We start from the raw sequence: 19,322 nt of genomic DNA, 5'->3' as shown, positions 1-19,322 counted from the left end.
AGCATCATATGCCTATATCGGAAAGTGTCAACGCTGGTATCGCGTGCCAGCGGCCTGCCCGGTCGGTGTCAGTGCCGCGTGCGCGGTTCGTGTCACGGTGAATGCATGCCTCAGGCAACAAGCCGTGAGAAGGGAAACCTCGTGTACGACGTAGTGATAGTGGGTGCCGGTCCGGTTGGACTGCTTCTTGCCTGCGAGCTCGGTCTCGCAGGCTGTTCTGTGCTGGTGATCGAGCGGGATCCGGAAGGATCGTCGCCGTGGCGGGCGCAACCGCTCGGGCTGCGGGGACTGTCGGCGGCGTCGATCCAGGCGTTGTACCGCCGCGGCTTGCTGGAGCCGCTGGTGAAGGACCTCGACGACCGGCAGCCGCCTCCCCGGATGGTGGGCCACTTCGCCGGCATGATGCTGGACGCGGCGAACCTCGACGAGGCCGCCTTCCCGTTCCGGCTGCCGACCCCGACGCCGGACCTCCTGATGACGAGCCTCGAAGAACTCGAGTCCGTGCTGGCGGAGCGTGCCGCCAAGCTGGGCGTCGAGATCGAGCGCGGTACGCCGGTCTCGGGCCTCACGCAGTACGACGACAGCGTGGTCGTGCGCGCCGGTGAACAGGAGTACGCCGGGCGCTGGGTCGTCGGCTGCGACGGCGGGCGGAGTGCGGTCCGAGGGCTGGCCGGGTTCGAGTTCGTCGGCACCGGGCCGCTGTTCACCGGCTACACGATGAGCGTGACCGTCGACGACCCCGAGAAGCTCAACCCTGGCTTCAATCTGACGCCGACGGGCATGTACATCCGGATGGCGACCGAAGGCCACTTCAGCATGCTCGACTTCGACGGCGGCGCGTTCGACCGCTCGCAGGAGCTGACGCGTGAGCACCTTCAAGAGGTACTGCGTCGTCTGTCGGGCACCGATGTGACGCTGACCGAGGTACATCTCGCGTCGAGCTTCACCGATCGCGCGATGCAGACGACGACGTACCGGCGAGGGCGCGTCCTGCTGGCGGGCGATGCCGCGCACATCCACTCGCCGCTCGGCGGGCAGGGACTCAACACCGGCCTCGGCGACGCGATGAACCTGGGCTGGAAGCTCGCCGCGACGGTGCACGGCGAGGCGCCGGACGGCCTGCTCGACACTTACGCGACCGAGCGACATCCGGTCGGGGCCTCGGTGCTCGACTGGACCCGGGCGCAGGTCGATGTCATGAGGCCCGGTCCGCAGGCGGATGCGGTTCGAGGATTGATCCGCGACCTCCTCGACACCCGCGACGGGACGACGTACGTGGTCAGCAAGCTGACCGGGTATTGGATCCGCTACGACCTGGGCGACGAGCATCCGCTGGTCGGCCGGAGCGCGCCGGATCTGTGCCTGGAGGACGGCACGCGTCTCGGCGAACTGATGCAGGACGGCCGCGGTGTCCTGCTCGACTTCGCCGGCAGTCTGCAGGAACAAGCCTCGCGCTGGGACCTGACGTACGTCGCTGGGCCCGCGCGCGACGATCTCGGCCTGGCCGCCGTACTGATCCGTCCCGACGGCGTCGTCGCCTGGACCGGTGATCCCGCCACGTTGGACGCTGCCGCCGCGCGCTGGTTCGGAAAGGACCACGGATGAGGCCGGGAAGCACCGTGATGTTCACGGGCGACTCGATCACCGACTGCCAGCGGCTGGAAAGCGAGGACGGGCTGGGCTTCGGATATCCGCTGCGAATCGCCGGCGAGTGGGGATTCCGGTGCCCTGAGCAACCGATCACCTGGCTGAATTCCGGTGTCGCGGGCAACAAAGTGATGGATCTCGAGGACCGGTGGCAGCCGGATGTGCTCGACGTACGGCCGGATGTCGTGTCGGTCCTGGTCGGGATCAACGACGTGGGCTGGCACGCGTACGACCCGGACGGCTATGTGATTCCCGCGGAGGAGTACGCCGCCGGGTACGACCGGTTGCTCGCTCCGCTGGCCGAGGCGGGCACCGAGTTGATCCTGATCGAGCCGTTCCTGTTGCCGGTCCGCGGCGTCATCGAGGTCGGCGCTTCGCTGCTCGACGAAGAGGATCGGAAGAAGTGGCGCGCCGACCTGGACCCGAAGATTCAGGTCGTGCGCGAATTGGCCCGGAAGTACGGCGCGCAACTGCTCGCCGCCGACGGCATGTTCGCCGAGCTCTCGGCCACCACCGAACCGGAGTACTGGGCCGCGGACGGCGTACACCCGACCCCGGCCGGCCACGCTGCCCTCGCCGCGGCCTGGCTCCGGCTGGTCACGCGCGACGGACGGTGATGTTGCCGCCGTGAGTGCGGGCCCGGACATTGATGGTTCGGTCGGTCTGCTCGTCGGCGTCCAGCTCGTTGAACACGCGCCCGATCGAGGTGTGCGCGTCCAGCTGGGCTGCGACGCCGGCGGGTACGCCGACCGCGACCGAGCCGGTGGCGGTGTACAGGTCGGCGGCTCCGCTGCCCAGCTGACCGACCTGGATGTTGCCGCTGGCGGTACGGGCGTTGACTGCGGCACCGGCCACGCCGACGCTGATGTCGCCGGTGGCCGACTTGGCGCGCAGGTTGCCGGCGACCTTGGCGATGCGCATGTCGCCGTTCGCGGTCTTCAGCTCGCAGGCGCCGACCTCGCCCTCGACCACGTAGTCGCCCTTCGCGGTGTAGCCCTGGACGTCGGATCCGGTCGGCAGCTCGATCAGGACGGCCACCTCGCCGTACTTCTTGGTGAAGAGGGTCCGCAGCTTCGGGTGCTTGATCTGTAGCTTCCCGTCGGCGAAGTCGATCACGACCTGCTCGGCGGCCTGCACGTCGAGCGCCCAGGCCGGGTCGACCGGGCGGACCTCGACGACGGTGTCGGTCCGGTCGCCGGCCCTGAAGGTGACGTTGCCGAAGATGATGTCGACGTCGGCGGAGATCGGTGCGGGGGTGGCGAAGGTCGGCATGGTGGTTGTCCCTTGGCTGAGTCGATTGCTGACAAGGACAACTCTCATCGGCCGCCCTGACACCGCGCCGCCACGGATCCATGACACGGGGCCTGACACGGTGTAGGCGGCGTGTCAGGTGCGTGTCAGGGCGGCTGCCGACAGTGTTCCCATGACAACTTCGGCGATCGCGGTCTCAGGACTGCGCAAGGCATTCGGCGACAAGACCGTGCTCGACGGCATCGACCTCGAGGTCCCCGCGGGCACCGTCTTCTCGCTGCTCGGCCCGAACGGGGCCGGCAAAACGACCACGGTGAACGTGCTGACCACGTTGATCAAGGCCGACGGCGGCACGGTCCGGGTGGCCGGGCACGACGCCGCGAGTGAGGCCAAGGCAGTCCGCGCGGCGATCGGGGTCACCGGCCAGTTCGCGGCCGTGGACGAGCTGCTGACCGGCCGGGAGAACCTCCAGCTGATGGTGGACCTCAGTCCGGGATCGTCCAAAGATGACAAGCGGATTGTTGACAATCTGCTGGAGCGCTTCGACCTGGTGGAGTCGGCCGACAAGTCCGCGGCGACGTACTCCGGCGGTATGCGCCGCAAGCTCGACCTGGCGATGACGCTGGTCGGCGACCCGCGGATCATCTTCCTGGACGAGCCGACGACGGGTCTGGACCCGCGCAGCCGGCGGACGATGTGGACGATCATCCGCGAACTGCTGGCCGACGGCGTGACCATCTTCCTCACCACGCAGTACCTGGACGAGGCCGACGAGCTGGCCGACCGGATCGCGGTCCTCGACCAGGGCCGATTGGTTGCCGAGGGCACCCCCGAGGAGCTCAAGCGGCAGCTTCCCGGCACGCACGTGCGGTTCCGGTTCAGCAGCGTCGACGACCTCGACGTCGCCGCCGGGATCATGCCCGACTCGACCCGCGACGACGACGCGCTGACCCTGCGGGTCCCCAGCGACGGCGGCACCAAATCGGTCCGGGCGCTGCTCGACCGACTCGACGAACACTCGCTCGACGCGGAGGAGTTCTCCGTCCACACCCCTGATCTCGATGACGTTTTCCTGGCCCTGACCGGCCACGACACCGCGGAGGTAGTCGCGAAATGAAGAACCCCTCGATGGTGATGCTGCGCCGCAACTTCAAGCACATCGCCCGCAACCCAACTTCGGTCTTCAACGCGGTGCTGATGCCGGTCGTGGTCATGCTGATGTTCGTCTACATGCTCGGCGACGCCTTCAGCGTTGGCGTTCCGTACGTCGACTACGCGACGCCCGGCATGCTCCTGCTGGCGGTTTGCTACGGACTGGGATCAGTGGCCACGTCGGTGAACTCCGACATGACCAAGGGCATCATCAACCGGTTCAAGGTCATGGACGTGCCGCGTGGCGCGGTGCTGACCGGTCACGTGATCGCCAGCCTGCTGACCAACCTGATCGCGATCGCGGCGATCATCGGTGTGGCCTTCGCGCTCGGGTTCAACCCGTCGGCGAGCTTCGTCGAGTGGCTCGGAGTGATCGGCATCGTCGTACTGCTCGGTCTCGCGACCGGCTGGCTGACCGTCGCGCTCGGTCTGTTCGCCAAGACTCCGGAGACCGCGGGCCTCGCCTCGGTGCCGTTGATCATGCTGCCGTTCTTCAGCAGCGCGATCGTGCCGGCCGACAAGATGGGTCCGGGCGTGAAGCAGTTCGCGCAGTACCAGCCGTTCACGCCGATCATCGAGTCCCTGCGCGGGCTGCTGAACGGCTCCGCGGCGACCGGCGACCTGATCGCCGCGCTCGCCTGGCTGGTCGGGATCGCGGTCGTCGGCTACCTCTGGGCGACCTCGACGTTCAAGAAGCGAGCGTGACCGCGACCAGCTCGGTCCAGCTCGCCTGCCGTCCCTCTTCAGTCGCCTCGGTGAACCGCGTGTCACCGAGGCGACTGCGCGTCTCCTGCTCGATCCGGGTCTGGTCGGGGTTCGACAGATCCGGCAGTCCGCGGACGGCGGCACTCGCGCCGAGCAGCCGCGCGGCCTGCTCGTCCTGATCGGTGCGCAACGCGAGATCCGCGATGCCGACCAGCACCTGCGCGATGCCGGGGAGGTGGCCGCTCTCGGTCGCCGCCTGGACCGCAGCGGTGCGGTGCTCCCAGACCTCGTCGAGGTCCTCGGTCAGATAGCCGAGCAGGTCCTGCGTCATCGCGCGCAAATTGGCTCGCTCGGCCTCGTGTCCCAGTACGGTCGTCGCGATGCCGAGTTGCCGGCGCGCCTCCTCGGTGTCGCCGCGCCAATGCGCGAGCTCAGCCTTGGAAAGCGCCAGCTCGACCAGCGCCTCAGGCCACGCGACCCGTTCCGCGTGGCGGTGCGCATCCGCCATCGAGACTGCGCTCGACTCCGGGTCATCGGCCAGCCAGTACAGCTGAGCCTGCCGCGACCGCATGCGTACGACGTCCTCGATGGCGCCGACCTCCACGGCGACCGCGATCGCCTGCTCGCAGTACTCGCACGCGGCGGCGAACTCGCCGCGGACGGCGACCCGGTCCGCGAGCTCGGTCAACGCGAACGACATGCCCCACCGCTCGCCGATCGCGCGGAACTCGGCCAGCGCCAGCTCGAGCAATGCGTCCGCTTCCCGGTCACCGTCGCCGAGCATGATCCGCATCTTGCCCGTCTGCAGTCGAGCCAGCGCCCGTACCCAGGGATCGTCGTCGGTCAGCTGCGGCTCGAAGGCGGACACGAAGGCATCCGGTCCCTCCAGCAGCCGTTCCAGAGCCAAGGACATCGTCACCGCCGGGTGCGGGTGGTTGATCCGGCGGCTGATCTCGGCCGCCTTGCGGATCCATTCCTCCGCGTTGTACTGGTCGCGTCCACGCCCCGACGTCATGATCCCGGTGACGAAGGCGTACACCACGGCCAAGACCTCGTCCGCGACCTCGCCCGGGAGGGCCGGGGCGGCCATCAGGTATTCGTTGCCTTCGACCTTGTGCCCCGCGAACCACCAGTACCAACCGGCGGCCGCGGCGAGCCGCATCGACTCCTGCGCCTCCCGGGCCGCGAGCGCGCCCCGCATGGCCGCGGCGATGTTGTCGTGCTCGGCTTCGACGATGCTCAGCCACTCCAGCTGCTCGGCGCGACGCAGATGCGGGTCCGCGGTCTCGGCGAGCTCGGTGAAGTACGCGAGGTGGGTACGCCGGGTCAGCTCGGACTCGCCTGCCTCGTCGAGACGCTGTTGGGCGTACTCCTTGATCGTGCCGAGCATCCGGTACCGCGGAGCGCCCTCGTCCTTGGTGACCACCAGCGACTTCTCGGTCAACGCGGTCAGCAGGTCGAGGACCTCCCACGACTCGACCTCGCCACCGGCACACACCTGCTCGGCCGCTTCCAGACTCGCACCGCCGGCGAACACCGAGAGCCTGCACAGCACAGACCGCTCAGCATCGGACAGCAGCTCCCAGCTCCAGTCGATCACCGCACGGAGCGTCCGGTGCCGGGGGAGCGCCGTACGGCTGCCGCCGGTCAGCAAGCGGAAGCGATCGTCGAGCCGGTTGGCGAGCTGCTCCAAGGACATCGTGCGCAGCCTGGCCGCGGCGAGCTCGATGGCGAGCGGCATACCGTCCAATGCCCTGCAAATGCGGGCCATCGTCGCCAGCGTCTGGGCATCCGTGGCGAGATCCGCACGTACGGCGCCGGCGCGGTCCTGCAGCAAGCGAACGGCCGGCGAGGTGTCGATCTCGCTGTTGTCCGCGGGTACGGCCAGGGGCGCGACCGGCCACAGTGCCTCGCCGGTGATGCCGAGGGGCTCGCGGCTCGTCGCGAGGATTCGCAGCCGCGGGCACTCGCCGAGCACCCGATGCGCGAACGCCGCTGCCGACTCGATCACGTGCTCGCAGTTGTCCAGGATCAGCAGCATCGACCGCTCGCGGACCGCCGCGATGACCCGGTCCGTCGGATCCGCATCCGGTACGTCGCCCAGCAGCGCATCCCGGAGCGCGAGCGCGGAGAGCGTCGCCTGGGCCACGTCACCGTCGGGGCCGATCGCGGCGAGTTCGACCATCCAGGCTCCGTCGGGGAGATCGCCGAGCAGGGTCCGCGCGGTTTCGGCGGAGAGCCGGGTCTTTCCCGAGCCGCCTGGGCCGATCAGGCTCGTGAGCCGGTGCCCGGCGATGAGATCGCGCACGGCGGCGACATCCGCGTCCTTGCCGACGTACGTCGTCAGCTCTTCGCGAAGGTTGGTGTTCCGCCTCTCGTCGCGCCGTACCAGCTCGCCGCGCAGGAGGGCGACGTGGAGTGCGGAGAGCTCCGGGGAGGGATCCACACCGAGCTCGTCGGCGAGGGTTTCCCGGGTGCGTTCGTACACCCGGAGCGCTTCGGTGTCGCGGCCGGAGGCGACGAGGGCGCGCATCAACGCGGCGACCAGGCGTTCGCGGACCGGGTGAGCGGCGACCAGGTCGGTCAGCTCGGTGACGAGGTCGGCGCCGTTGCCGAGGGCGATCTCGGCGTCGTACCGATCCTCCATGGCGGTCAGGCGGAGGCCGTCCAGGCGGGTCACGGCCGCATCGAACGCGCCGCTTTCGGTCAGGCCGACGTCCTGCATGGCCGCGCCGCGCCACAACTCGAGTGCTTCGCGGAGCAGCCGGACGCCCTGCGGGTCCTGGTCGGTGCGGGCCCGGGAGACGAGGCGTTCGAACCGTACGGCGTCGACCGCGTCGGGATCGACCTGCAGCCGGTAGCCGTCGGTGTGGCCCTCGACGGAACCCTCCGGGAGGACCTTCCGGAGCCGGGAAACCAAGCGCTGCAAGGCGTTCGCCGCGTCGGCCGGCGGCTGTTCACCCCAGATCCAGTCGACCAGCGTCGCCTTCTGCACGACGCGCCCCGGTTCGAGGGCCAGGGCGATCAACAGCCCGCGCAACCGCGCGCCCGGCACGTCGGCGATGCCGCCATCGTCCGTACGAACCTCGAATGGCCCCAGCATCCCGATCTGCACCTGCGAGATTGTGCCACGCGCCGGGTGGTGGTCCAGGCTCACACGGCGACTTCCTCGACGCAGGCCACCACCAGATCAGGCCGGTCGATGTGCAGATAATGCCCCGAATCCGGCACGACCTGGTGCCGCCCGTCGCACTCGGTGGCCAATTGATCCTGCACCGCAATCACCAGCGGCGTGAACTCGGCCGGTCTGCCTTTGGTCGCGGTAAGGAGGACGACAGGAATCTCCGGCCAGACAGCGCGCGCACGGCGGCCGGCCAGGTCGTCGACATGATCGAGGATCATCGGCAGCTCGTCGAGATGAGTGGAGAGCTGCTCGTCCGTCTCCACATACGAGAGGCAGGCGTCGGTCACCAGTTGCCTCAGGCCCGGATCGACGCCGCGGGCGATGTCCTGCGCCAACTCGCGGGCGGAGTCGAGGACGTCCTGTCGGTGAGCGTCGTCAGCCGGCGGAGGCTCGGTGTCGTACCAGAACGTCTCGTGCGACGGGTCGAGGAGAACGAGCCCGGTGACCAGATCGGGCCGGCTCCAGGTGACCAGCTGGGCGAGCAGTCCGCCCCAGCTGTGTCCCACGACGACCGACGGACCGACGACTTCGAGTACGGCGATCAGGTCGTCGACCTGCAGGTCCAAGCTCAGCGGAGCGGGGTCGCTCGCGCCGTACCCTGCTCGGTCGTACGCGATCACGCGGTAGTCAGGCACCAACGCTTCGAAGACCGCCGCATAGGCGACGACCGGCGACATCGCCCCTGCCTCGAGTACGACGGTGGGGCCTCCGCCCGCCTCGATCCAGCGGAGTGTGCGACCTCCGCGGTCGAGTTCCCGGCGGGCGGCGCCACCTCCGACCAGGGCGTCGAAGGCCTCGAGGGCTCGGTCCGCCGCCATTACTGGCGGACGGCCTTCTTGACCAGGGTGAGGAGTTTTTTCTCGATGGCGGGGGTCAGCTTGGTGAGGGCGTACGACGTGGGCCAGAGGTCGCCGTCGTCGATCTTCGCCGCGTCGCTGAAGCCGAAGGTGGCGTAGCGGGCCTTGAACTTGGCCGCGTCCTGGAAGAAGCACACGTTCTTCCCACCCAGCGTCCACCCGGGCATCCCGTACCAGAGCTTCGGCGACAACTCCGGCACCTCGGCCGCGATCAGCGCGTGCAGCCGCTCGGCGATCACGCGGTCCGCGTCCACCATCCCCGCGATCTTCGCCAGCTGCGCCTCGGTCGGATCCTCCTTGCTCTTCAGGTCCTTCGCGTGCTCCTTCATCGCGGCGACCTCGTCCTCGGTGAATCCCTCGTACGCCTTGCCCTTGGTTGCGGTCTTCTTCGCGGCGGTCTTCTTGGTGGTGGCCATCGGAGTGTCCTCTCGGTCGGTCTGAACACTCCTCACCCTAGGATCCGGCGTACGGCGGGCGCTTCTTGAAAACTGATCGATCAGGTCAAGGCGGTCAGGCCGGGGCGGCGCTGGGTCAGGTAGGCGAGCCGGACGATCGTTTCCTTGTAGCGGGCGGCGGCGCGGCCGGTGAGGACGGTCTTGCGAGGCGAGTCGTCGGCGTGGACGAACTGGATCAGACCGTCGTTGCGTCCCAGGCTGATGCACTGGTTGATGTAGCGGAAGCGCAGCGGTTTCGGCTCATGTCCGTCCAGGCGGGCCTTGAGCGAGCGTACGGCGTGGGCCGCCGCGGGGAGACCCGTCGCGCAGGCCATCCGCAGCTCTTGACCGCTGGTACGGCGTACCGCTGCCGCATCGCCGACCGCGTACACATCCAGGTGGGACGTGGACCGAAGCGTCGCGTCGACCTGCATCCGGCCGTGCCCGTCGACGGCGAACCCGGCCTCGGCCGCCAGCGGGGAGACCTCGAAACCGGTCGTCCACACCACGACGTCGGCGGCGACGCGATCCCCGTCGTCCAGCTTCAGGCCGTCGGCATCCACTGCGGCGACGCGTGCGTTCTCTACGAGCTCGATGCCGAGGCGGTCGAAGGCGTGGTGCAGATGCTTGCGACCTCGTTCGGACAGGGCGGAGCCGAGGCGGCCGCTCGTGACGAGTCGCACGTGCCGGTCCGGGTGCGTCTCGGCGAGCTCGGTGGCGGCCTCGATCCCGGTCAACCCGCCGCCGACGATGGCGATCGTGCCGCTGGTGCCCAGACGCTGGCGGAGCTCGCCCGCCTGGTCAACATCGGCCACGGTGTAGGCGTATTCGCTTGCCCCAGGCACCGAGTTCAGATCCGCCCGGCTCCCGAGCGCATAGATCAGCACGTCGTACCGCAGCTCGCGATCACTCAGTACGACGGTCCGGGACTCGGCATCGATCCGCTGCACGCGGTCCGCGACGAATCGGACCCCGGTGCCCTCGAGCAGGTCCTTGATCGGCCGCGCCGGCAGCTGCTGACCGGACGCGAGCTGGTGCATCCTGACCCGCTCGACGAAGGTCTCGCGGGCGTTGACGAGCGTGACGGCTGAGTCAGTACGGCGGGCTGCCAGCTTGGCTGCGACGAGACCGGAGTACCCGGCCCCCAGTACGACGATGTGCATCTGCGCACCCCTTTCGACGTACAACAGACACTGCTCACCACCCCGGATGTGACGTGACGACAGTCACGTTCGGCACCGTCACGATTCCCACCGCGTGCATCTCGACAGGACGTATAGTCCGTCTGCTGGCATGCTCCCGCCTGCGCGCACAGGAAGTTGGGCCTGACTACCCGACACCTCCTGTCGAGCTGCCGACCCATCCAGCTAGGTTGATCGGATGTACGACGACTTTCCGGCCGAGCTGACCACCGAGCGATTGCACCTACGGCGCTGGCGGCGGTCGGACGCGGAGGAATATCGCGGACTGTGGGTCGAGCGGGATGTCCGTGCCTTGCGCCGGATCGATGCCGAGGGGCGGCCGACCGTCGAGGAGATCCGCAGGTGGCTGACCGACAATCCGCTGGCCGCCGACGCAGGCCTCGGGTTGTTGCCGATCGAGCTGCGGGCGACAGGGGAGTTCATCGGGTACTGCGGGCTGACCGTCGGGCAGGCGACCTTCGGCGAACCGGAAATCGCTTACGAGTTGGCGGCCCGCGCCCACGGACACGGGTACGCCACCGAGGCGGCCCGGGCGGTGGTCGAGGCGGCGGCGCGGACCGGTCGGCAGCGGCTGTGGGCGACGGTGCGAGAGTGGAACGAGGCATCGTTCCGCGTGCTCGAGAAGCTCGGATTCGAGCGCAGCGGTCGGGTCACCGAGGATCCCGAGCGGGGCGCGTCGATCTGGATGACCCGGGCGCTGGGTCAGCCGTTGGCGTAGAGGCAGAAGGGATGGCCGGCTGGGTCCAGGAGGACGCGGACGTCTTCCTGGGGTTGGAAGTCGGCGAGCGTGGCGCCGAGCTCGACAGCATGCTTGACGGCGGCGTCGAGATCGCCGACCTCGATGTCGAGGTGCATCATCATCTGTTGCTCGCCTTCGGCAGCCGGCCAGACCGGGCGCGCCCAGGACGCGGACGTCTGCGCCTGGAACGCCAGGTACGTCTCCGAGTTGCCGGGGACCGCCAGCGTGAACTCGTCGGGCTCGTTCTTGTGGATCTTCCAGCCGAGCACCGCGTGGTAGAACATGCCGAGCGCCTGCGGGTCCGGTGCGTCGATCACCGTCCCGAACCAGTGGCCCTTGTCCGAACGTCCTCGCAGCATGCGCAGTACCTCTCCTCGGTCGCGGTTTGCCCGACACTAGACCCGTGAACCGACAGAACGATCTCGCCGCCGAGGGGGAGCCGGAGAAGGAGTTCAACCCCGGCATCGCCGACCGCCTGCCCCGCAAGACCGCGGCCGGCGGCGCGCTGATCCACGACCGGGCCGGCCGCATCCTCTTCCTCGAGCCCACCTACAAACCCACCCTCGACATCCCCGGCGGCATCGTCGAGTACGACGAATCGCCGTACGAGGCCTGCCGTCGCGAGGTCAAGGAAGAAATCGGACTCGACCTGGAGATCGGCCGCCTCCTGGTGGTCGACTGGGTCCCCGCCCTCGGCCCCTGGACCGACGCCCTCGCCTTCGTCTTCGACGGCGGCATCCTCGACGAAGTCCCCCTCACCCTCGACCCCACCGAGGCCCGAGCCCACCACTACCTGACCCTCGCCGAAGCCACCCCCCACCTACGCCCCTCCATGGCCCGCCGCCTATCCCTGGCCGAACAAGCCCGCACCACCAACACCCCCACCTACGCCGACTTCGGCCGCACCCTCAGCTGACAGCGCGGACGGCCACGCGGCGCTCGCTCTGAGGACAGCCTCAGATACTAGCCATGTACATAGTAGCCATGTACTGTGTTTGGTATGGGTGAAGCGACGGCGGGGCATTTGGTTTGGCGGTTGGCTATGAAGTGGCGGGTGGCGGTGGATCGGGCCTTGGCGCCGCGGGGGTTGACGCATGCGCAGTACGTGATGCTGGCGTCGTTGTACGGGCTGGAGCGGGACGGGCGGGTGCCTAGTCAGCGGGAGTTGGCTGATCACACGGGGCTGGAGGCGTTGTACGTCTCGAAGTTGGCTCGGAGCCTTGACGCGGATGGGCTGTTGCAGCGGACCCGGGATGCCAAGGACACCCGCGCCATGCGGCTCGAGTTGACCGCCGAGGGGCGCGAGACGATCCAGCCCGCGATCGCCGAGGTCGCCGCTCTGCTCGACAAGCTGCTGGCGCCGCTCGGCGGGCGCGGTGGTGCCCGGACGAAGGGCTTCGTGCGCGAGCTCACCGAACTACTCGACACTCCACTGTGAGGATCCGTCATGCCTGACATCGACATACTCGACTCGACAATCCACTACGAAGACACCGGCAGCGGTACGCCGATCGTCTTCCTGCACGGCAATCCCGCCTCGTCGTACGTCTGGCGCAACGTCACGCCGATCGTCGGCGAGGGCCGCCGCCTGGCACCCGACCTGATCGGTATGGGCCGCTCCGGCAAACCTGACCTCGACTACACATTCGCCGACCACGCCAGCTATCTCGACGCGTGGTTCGACGCACTCGAGCTCGATGAAGTGATCCTGGTCGGCCACGACTGGGGTGGCGCGCTCGCCTTCGACTGGGCCGCGCGTCATCCCGAGCGCGTGCGGGGCATCGCGTTCTTCGAGAGCATCGTGAAGCCGATGGCCTGGGAGGACCTCTCGCCGCAGGCCGCCGAGCGCTCCCGCCTGATCCGTACGCCGGGCCCCGGCGAGGACCTCGTCCTCGAGCAGAACCTCTTCGTCCGGCAAGCCTTCACCGGCGGCGTACTCACGCCAGTCCCGGACGAGGACCTACAGGCCTACCTCGCGCCGTACCCGACCCCCGCGACCCGCAAGCCGATCCTCGCCTGGGCGCGCCAGCTCCCGCTCGGCGGCGATCCGGCCGAGTTGGTCGCGCGGATCGAGGCGTACGACGAATGGCTCGCCGCGAGCGCCGACGTACCGAAGCTGCTCCTCACCTTCGAGGGCTCGCCGACCCTGCTGATCGACGAGAAGTACAAGCAGTGGTGCGAGGCCAACATCGCATCGCTCGACGTCGTGCACGCTGGTGAGGCCGGCCACCACGCCGCGGAGGATCGCCCGAAGGAGATCGGCGCCGAGGTCTCCGCCTGGATCGACGAGCGGAGCCTGCGCTAACCGGAGAGAACCTCTCCACTTCGTGCTACGCTGATAACCGGAGAGCCGATCTCCGTTAAGCGGCGAGGTGGAGTGATGGCTGAAACGGCGCTGGTGACCGGCGGGACCGGGTATGTCGGCGGGTGGGCGATCGTCGCGCTGCTCCAGCGTGGATACGACGTCCGCACGACCGTCCGGAGCCTGGCAAAGGCAGATGCGGTGCGCGCCGCGGTGGGCCCGGTCGTGGAGCATCGGGACCGGCTGACGTTCGCCGCGGCCGACCTGCTCGCCGACGACGGCTGGGACGCCGCGATGGCAGGCGTCGACTACGTGCTGCACGTCGCGTCCCCGCTCGGCGACGAGACCTCGAAGGACGCCGACGCCCTGATCATCCCGGCTCGCGACGGCGCATTGCGGGTACTCAGGGCGGCGATCCGGGCCGGCGTCAAACGCGTGGTGATGACCTCGGCCGCGAATGCCGCGAGCCCGGCGTCGTACGCCGAGGACGGGGTCACCGATGAGACGTTGTGGACTGTCGACAATCCGACGCTCGCCGCGTACCGGCGGTCGAAGACCCTTGCGGAGAAGGCGGCCTGGGACTTCATGTCGTCCTACGACGGCCCGACTGAGCTGACCACCGTGCTGCCGGGCGCGGTCCTCGGTCCGATCCTGAGCGCGGACAACGTCGGGACGACGCGGATCATCCAGCGGATGCTGTCCGGAAAGATGCCGGGGGCACCGAAGATCGGGCTGGAGGTCGTCGACGTACGCGACCTGGTCGACCTGCACATTCGCGCGATGCTCACCCCCGAAGCGGCCGGCGAACGCTTCCTCGGCACCGGCGAGTTCGTGTGGATGCGGGAGATCGCGGCGGCACTCAAGGCCGGACTCGGCGAGCAGGCCAAGTCGGTGCCGACCCGCGAGCTCCCGAACTTCGTCGTCCGCCTCGCCTCGATCACCGACCCGTCGCTGCGGGCGCTGACGATCTCGCTGGGCCGTCGGAACCGCCACACCACCGCGAAGGCCGAACGCGTCCTCGACTGGAAACCACGACCCGCGGCGGAGACGGTTGTCGAGTGTGCGCAGAGCCTGATCGACCACGGCGTCGCACGATGACGCCGGGCCCTCGGCGGGACTCCGTTCGCAATCGCGAGCGGCTGGTCACGGCCGCGCGGGAGGTGTTCGCCGAGCATGGCTTCGGCGCGACGCTCGACGACATCGCGCTGCGGGCCGGCCTCGGCACGGGTACGGCGTACCGGCACTTCCCGAACAAGCACGCGATCGCCGCCGAGGTGCTGCGGGAGGCGACCGAGCAGATCGTCGTCGATGCAGAAGAGGCGCTGAGCATCGACGACCCGTGGGACGGACTCGTGCAGTTCTTCGAACGCACCGCCGCCCGCCAGGCCGCCGACCGCGGACTGTACGAAACCCTTACCGGCCAGGGCGACTACGACGAACAGGCCCGCATCTGGCCGCGGATCGTTGCCTCGGTCACCGAACTCTTCGACCGCGCGCAACGGGCCGGCGCGATCCGCAAGGATGTCGTACCGCAGGACGTCGCCGCGATCTTCGCCATGCTCGGTCCGGCGTTCGCGATGAGCCGGACCATCGATCCCGAGCTATGGCGCCGCTACCTGGCCCTGATGCTGGATGCCTTGCGGGTGACGGACCGGCCACCGTTGCCGGTCGGCCCGCCACCCGCTGAAGCCCTCGACGCCATCCTCCAAAGCAGCAAGAGCCTTCGAAGCGGCAAGGGCTGAAGGTTCCTACGAGAACTTCAATCGCACGATCACGTTGTCGATCGTGCTAGGAGTTCCACCGTTCTTGTCGTCGTTCGTGGACGTCAGCCACAACCCGCCGTCCGGTGTACGCGTAACACTGCGCAGCCGTCCCCACCGTCCGGAGAACACGGCCTGCGGTGTCCCGACACCGTTGCCGGCGGCATTGATCTTCGTGACCCAGAGCTGCTCGCCGGTGACGCCGGCGATGTAGATCCAGTCGTTGACGATCTCGATGCCACTCGGCCCGGCCTGCGACGTCGACCAGGTCCGCTTCGGCGCGATGTACCCGGAGCAGTCGCCGATCGTGCCCTCGCACGCCGGCCAGCCGTAGTTGCCGCCCTTCTGGATCAGGTTGAGCTCATCCTGACTGTTCTCACCGAACTCGGCGGCCCACAGCTGACCGCGCGAGTCCCACGCCAGGCCCTGCGGGTTGCGGTGACCCCAGCTCCAGACGTACCGGGCGTTGCCGCCGCTGCTGTAGAACGGGTTGTCGCTCGGCGGTGTGCCGTCCGGGTTCATCCGCAGGATCTTGCCGTTGAGCGAGTTCTTGTTCTGCGCGTTGCCGGAGTTCTTCGCGTCGCCGACGGTCGCGTACAGCTTCCCGTCCGGGCCGAACGCGATCCGCCCGCCGTTGTGGTACCGGTTCTTGGCGAGTCCCGTCAACACCGGCGACGACGTCGTCGCGAGCTTGCCGTCCTCGTACTTCATCCGAACGATCCGGTTGTCGCCCGAAGCAGTGTGGTAGAAGTACACCCAGTGGTCCGTGGCGAAGTTCGGCGACAACGCGACACCGAGCAGACCGCCTTCACCGCTGGTCGTCACCACGCCCGGCACCTTCCCGAGCGTCGTTTTCTGACCGGACGCCGTCACCCGCAGTACTTCGAACCGGTCCCGCTCGGTCACCAGCGCCGACCCGTCGGGCAGGAACGCAACGCTCCAGCCGAGATCGACCTTCGCGATGTCCTTGTCGTACGCCGGGATGCCGCCGGCACCGCCCGTCGACGTACGCACCGTCACGGCGTTGCTCGCCGCGGATGCGTTGCCGTCAGGGTCACGGGCCTTGACGGTGAACGTGTACTCCGTGTTCGCGGTCAAGCCGGTCACCGTGGTGGTCAACGAACCAGTCGTCGCGACCTTCGCCGAGCCCTGGTACACGTCGTACCCGGCGATGCTCCCGCTGTTGTCCGTCGATGCATTCCAGGCAAGCGAGACGCTGTTCGCGGTCGCGCCCGTTGAATGCAGGTTCCCGGGCACGGACGGCGGTTGCGTGTCGCCGCTGCCCGGAGTGGTGAACGTGACCACGTTGCTCTGCTGCGAAGCGTTGCCCGCGGCATCGAATGCGCCGACCGAGATGTCGTACGACGTGTTGGCGGTCAGCGTGTCGACGGTCGCGGACAAGGTGTTGCCGTCGACAACCTTCAGGACGTTGCCGCCGCGGTTGATCTCGTACCGGACGACGCCGACGTTGTCGGTCGCGGCGGTCCAGTGGAAGGTGGCGGCGTTCGACTTGAGGTCGCTGACGGTCAGGTTGCCGGGCGCAGACGGCGGGGTGGTGTCGTCCGTGGTGGGCGTGACGGTCAGCTTGTCGGCGTTCGGTCCGCCGTCGGCGCTGGTCGCGCGGGCGCGAATCTTGTTCGTGCCGGCCACGAGCTGGAGACGGACGGTCTTGGTCTTCCAGGTCGTCCACGCACCCGTGCCGGGGAACGTGATGCCGACCGCGCCGGCCTGCCCGTTGACGGTGAAGTCCATCGGCCGGGTGGCGTCGGTGCCGTTCGCGTACCGCAGGGTGACGTCGGCGGGACCGGCCGGGGCGGTGACGGTCCATTCGACGTAACTGCCAACGAGATTGTCGTAATTGACGAAGCCGCTGCCGGTGTAGCCGGCGTGGTTGGACTCGACCACACCTTGCGAGATGGTCGCGACCTCGGCCTGGTAGTCGGTCGACGCCGCAGTGGCGGAGGGTGCTGCGCTGAGCCCGAGCGTGGCGACGGCCAGCGCGGTGACAGCCCAGATCGAGCGGGGTCTCATGGGGTCTCCTGGATTCCGGGGCGGAGGAGCTGCAGGGGGCTAACTATTAGGAAAGCTTCCTAACGATAATGAGATCTGTCAACAGGTGCGGATCCGCAGGCCATCACAATGCCGCCGCCCCCGGCACGGTCAGCGTGGCGGGGGCGGCGGGATTCGGTTGTGATGGCGTGGCGATCCGGGTCCAGCTACCCGGTCGTGGCCAGGACCATCGGGCGGTAGACGGTCAAGCCCGAGCTTTCGTCGACGACGGCGACGCGGACGGACTCCGGGGTGGAGTCTTGGTGCGGTACGGCGAAGACGGCGGTCGCGCGGCGGCCGTCGTACCTGGCGACGTAGCTCAAGTAGCGCCAGTCGTCGTCGTCCCAGTAGTCGTGGATGTCGGAGCGCAGCATCCCGTCGACCGCGCGGTACGCCGGGCTGAGCAGCACCCGCCGTTGGGTCGCGGCGAGTGGTGCCGTGCTGGATGCCGTGCCGGCGTACGGATGGCTGAGCCGGATCCGGAGCCGGCGGATCGGCAGCAACCAGTACCGGTCGAGCTCGGCGGACAGCATCACGAACACCGCTGCCTCGACGAGGAGCACGACCAGAGCCGGACCTGCCGACCACCAGCCGACCGTGGTCGTCGTCGCGAGCGCCGCAGTTGCCAACAGCAACAAAGCGCGGGCGATCGCCCGGTAGCCGACGGGTCTGGCCGACTTCCCCGCGCATCCGCAGGATGCCTCGGGTACGACGACCTTCGAGTAGGCGAGGAATCCGGTGAAGCCGACGGCCAGTGCTGCAGCGGCGACTGCCTCGATCGCCCAGGAGGGCGGTGCGAGCAGGGCCAGGGCGATGACGGCCTCGATCACGGCGACTGCTTGGTAGGCGGGCTTCGCGCGCGACTCGCCGACCAGGCGGGGGAGCGCCGTCCGCTCTGCCTGCTCGGAAGAGGCGAGCTTGCCGTACGACGACCAGAGCAGCAGCAGGCCGATCAGAAGCGGCTGGGCGGCCGCCACGTGTTGGGTACCCATGTCAGTTCGACGTGTAGATCGTCGCGATGTCGATCTCGTTGGTGCCCGGTCGCCAGGCGCCGATCACCTGGGCATGCCGGCCGACCTTGAGCATCGACAGGTCCGACACCGCCGGCGTGCCGTTGTACACGGCGGCCGTCGTACCGGGCTGGACGTGTCCGACGACCTTCTGCCCGTGGTGGTCGAACTGCACGCCCGAGCGGGCGATCGACGTGATGGCGACGGTCAGGTTGACGATGTTGACCCAGACCGCCTCGGCAGCCAGTACTCCGTCCGGGAGCAGCACGCCCCGCGCGTACAGGCCGTCGCCGATCTTGGCCTGGTCGATCGTGGTCGGGCGGAGCTTCCAGACACTCGTCACACCGGTCAACTGGATCCGGTGCATCCGGCCGTCGGATCCCTGTACCTGCAGGAGATCCTGGTTCCGGCCGGTGATCAGGCCTTCGGCGAAGTTCGGGTCCGGCTGGCCGGCGTCCGCGAACTGTGCACCGGCGGCGAACGCGGTCTCCGGGGCGAGTGAACCCAAGGCGGTAGCGGCCACCAGGCCGGTCGCGCCGAGGGCCGCGCGGGAGAGCAGGGAACGACGGTCCATCGTGGTTGTCATTTCGGCTCTCCTCTCACGCCACATCGATCGATACGGGGGACAGGCCACTGTTCAGGCTGAGGCCGAGCGCGCTGAACGCGGCCGGCGTGAAGTCGATGACCCGGTTCGAGGCGCAGTTCCCGCCGCAGCAGGTTCGTTCGCCGCAGAACAGGTCCGTCTGCGGACCGCAGTCCGCGATCGACGTGACCACCCGCTTGCCGGTACACAGGCTGGTGGTGGCGTGCCTGAAGCCGCAGGTCCGCCGGGACATCCCGGTGATCCCACAGCTGTCCGGATGGGTGATGGCGTAGCAGCCGTCCGAGGTGTTCGGCCACGCGTGCTGCATGTTTCCCGAGTTGCATGTCCCGCAGGCGCCGTGCCCGGCGCTTCCACAGGGACCCCATGCGTTCCCACAACAGAACCATGAGGCTTCGGCAGTGATTCCGGCCATGACAAATTCCTCCT

At 68.6% G+C, this 19,322-nt stretch carries 20 protein-coding genes; 10 read left to right on the top strand and 10 right to left on the bottom strand.

Annotated features, from left to right (window positions below; translation table 11 throughout):
- The first annotated feature begins 105 nt into the window (after positions 1–105).
- Positions 106–1,605, top strand: coding sequence for an FAD-dependent monooxygenase (locus ACIA58_RS16670; RefSeq protein WP_396404530.1), 1,500 nt, complete (start codon positions 106–108; stop codon positions 1,603–1,605).
- Positions 1,602–2,264 (top strand): SGNH/GDSL hydrolase family protein, encoded by a 663-nt coding sequence (locus ACIA58_RS16665; protein WP_396404529.1) that lies wholly within the window; start codon positions 1,602–1,604, stop codon positions 2,262–2,264. Before ACIA58_RS16670 ends, ACIA58_RS16665 begins: the two co-directional genes overlap by 4 nt.
- Here ACIA58_RS16665 and ACIA58_RS16660 read toward each other — a convergent pair.
- Positions 2,245–2,919: a DUF4097 family beta strand repeat-containing protein gene (locus ACIA58_RS16660; RefSeq protein ID WP_396404528.1), complete on the bottom strand. Its 675-nt coding sequence runs from the start codon at positions 2,917–2,919 to the stop codon at positions 2,245–2,247. The genes ACIA58_RS16665 and ACIA58_RS16660 overlap by 20 nt on opposite strands.
- A 151-nt stretch (positions 2,920–3,070) precedes the next feature.
- On the opposite strand from ACIA58_RS16660, the gene ACIA58_RS16655 reads away from it, so the two are divergent.
- Entirely contained in the window at positions 3,071–4,015 is a 945-nt protein-coding gene (locus ACIA58_RS16655) for an ATP-binding cassette domain-containing protein (RefSeq protein WP_396404527.1), read from the top strand.
- Complete coding sequence (locus tag ACIA58_RS16650; RefSeq protein WP_396404526.1) at positions 4,012–4,755, top strand: ABC transporter permease; 744 nt, start codon at positions 4,012–4,014, stop codon at positions 4,753–4,755. The genes ACIA58_RS16655 and ACIA58_RS16650 overlap by 4 nt, the downstream gene beginning before the upstream one ends.
- Here ACIA58_RS16650 and ACIA58_RS16645 read toward each other — a convergent pair.
- From ACIA58_RS16645 to ACIA58_RS16630, 4 genes are all read right to left on the bottom strand, one after another.
- Positions 4,739–7,870 carry a BTAD domain-containing putative transcriptional regulator gene (locus tag ACIA58_RS16645; protein ID WP_396404525.1) on the bottom strand — a complete coding sequence of 1,044 codons (3,132 nt, stop codon included), beginning with the start codon at positions 7,868–7,870 and terminating at the stop codon, positions 4,739–4,741. The two genes, ACIA58_RS16650 and ACIA58_RS16645, sit on opposite strands and share 17 nt — an antisense overlap.
- A gap of 38 nt (positions 7,871–7,908) precedes the next feature.
- Positions 7,909–8,757, bottom strand: coding sequence for an alpha/beta fold hydrolase (locus ACIA58_RS16640; RefSeq protein ID WP_396404524.1), 849 nt, complete (start codon positions 8,755–8,757; stop codon positions 7,909–7,911).
- On the bottom strand, positions 8,757–9,212 hold the full coding sequence (locus tag ACIA58_RS16635) for an iron chaperone (protein WP_396404523.1): 456 nt from the start codon (positions 9,210–9,212) through the stop codon (positions 8,757–8,759). The genes ACIA58_RS16640 and ACIA58_RS16635 overlap by 1 nt, the downstream gene beginning before the upstream one ends.
- 80 nt (positions 9,213–9,292) lie before the next feature.
- Entirely contained in the window at positions 9,293–10,393 is a 1,101-nt protein-coding gene (locus tag ACIA58_RS16630; RefSeq protein WP_396404522.1) for an NAD(P)/FAD-dependent oxidoreductase, read from the bottom strand.
- Between the two features lie 217 nt (positions 10,394–10,610).
- Between ACIA58_RS16630 and ACIA58_RS16625 the strand changes: the two genes are divergently transcribed.
- Positions 10,611–11,150 (top strand): GNAT family N-acetyltransferase, encoded by a 540-nt coding sequence (locus ACIA58_RS16625; RefSeq protein ID WP_396404521.1) that lies wholly within the window; start codon positions 10,611–10,613, stop codon positions 11,148–11,150.
- Here ACIA58_RS16625 and ACIA58_RS16620 read toward each other — a convergent pair.
- Positions 11,135–11,530: a VOC family protein gene (locus ACIA58_RS16620; protein WP_396404520.1), complete on the bottom strand. Its 396-nt coding sequence runs from the start codon at positions 11,528–11,530 to the stop codon at positions 11,135–11,137. The two genes, ACIA58_RS16625 and ACIA58_RS16620, sit on opposite strands and share 16 nt — an antisense overlap.
- A 44-nt stretch (positions 11,531–11,574) precedes the next feature.
- Between ACIA58_RS16620 and ACIA58_RS16615 the strand changes: the two genes are divergently transcribed.
- From ACIA58_RS16615 to ACIA58_RS16595, 5 genes are all read left to right on the top strand, one after another.
- The gene (locus ACIA58_RS16615; protein ID WP_396404519.1) at positions 11,575–12,087 is read left to right on the top strand and encodes an NUDIX domain-containing protein; all 513 of its coding nucleotides are present in this window, start codon (positions 11,575–11,577) and stop codon (positions 12,085–12,087) included.
- 84 nt (positions 12,088–12,171) lie between these two features.
- Positions 12,172–12,609, top strand: a complete 438-nt coding sequence (locus ACIA58_RS16610; RefSeq protein WP_396404518.1) for a MarR family winged helix-turn-helix transcriptional regulator — start codon at positions 12,172–12,174, stop codon at positions 12,607–12,609.
- Between the two features lie 9 nt (positions 12,610–12,618).
- Positions 12,619–13,476, top strand: a complete 858-nt coding sequence (locus ACIA58_RS16605; RefSeq protein WP_396404517.1) for a haloalkane dehalogenase — start codon at positions 12,619–12,621, stop codon at positions 13,474–13,476.
- Between the two features lie 75 nt (positions 13,477–13,551).
- The gene (locus ACIA58_RS16600) at positions 13,552–14,571 is read left to right on the top strand and encodes an NAD-dependent epimerase/dehydratase family protein (RefSeq protein ID WP_396404516.1); all 1,020 of its coding nucleotides are present in this window, start codon (positions 13,552–13,554) and stop codon (positions 14,569–14,571) included.
- Entirely contained in the window at positions 14,568–15,215 is a 648-nt protein-coding gene (locus ACIA58_RS16595) for a TetR/AcrR family transcriptional regulator (protein WP_396404515.1), read from the top strand. The genes ACIA58_RS16600 and ACIA58_RS16595 overlap by 4 nt, the downstream gene beginning before the upstream one ends.
- A gap of 6 nt (positions 15,216–15,221) precedes the next feature.
- On the opposite strand, the gene ACIA58_RS16590 is transcribed toward ACIA58_RS16595, so the two are convergent.
- From ACIA58_RS16590 to ACIA58_RS16575, 4 genes are all read right to left on the bottom strand, one after another.
- Positions 15,222–17,264, bottom strand: a complete 2,043-nt coding sequence (locus ACIA58_RS16590; RefSeq protein ID WP_396404513.1) for a PQQ-dependent sugar dehydrogenase — start codon at positions 17,262–17,264, stop codon at positions 15,222–15,224.
- Between the two features lie 185 nt (positions 17,265–17,449).
- The gene (locus ACIA58_RS16585; RefSeq protein ID WP_396404512.1) at positions 17,450–18,274 is read right to left on the bottom strand and encodes a MauE/DoxX family redox-associated membrane protein; all 825 of its coding nucleotides are present in this window, start codon (positions 18,272–18,274) and stop codon (positions 17,450–17,452) included.
- A gap of 1 nt (position 18,275) precedes the next feature.
- Positions 18,276–18,878, bottom strand: coding sequence for a cell wall protein (locus ACIA58_RS16580; RefSeq protein ID WP_396404511.1), 603 nt, complete (start codon positions 18,876–18,878; stop codon positions 18,276–18,278).
- A 13-nt stretch (positions 18,879–18,891) separates the two neighbouring features.
- On the bottom strand, positions 18,892–19,203 hold the full coding sequence (locus ACIA58_RS16575) for a hypothetical protein (RefSeq protein WP_363865663.1): 312 nt from the start codon (positions 19,201–19,203) through the stop codon (positions 18,892–18,894).
- Positions 19,204–19,322: the final 119 nt, after the last annotated feature.

Source organism: Kribbella sp. NPDC051586 (assembly GCF_044453965.1).
GTDB lineage: Bacteria > Actinomycetota > Actinomycetes > Propionibacteriales > Kribbellaceae > Kribbella.
This window is presented reverse-complemented; position numbering and strand designations above follow the sequence as displayed.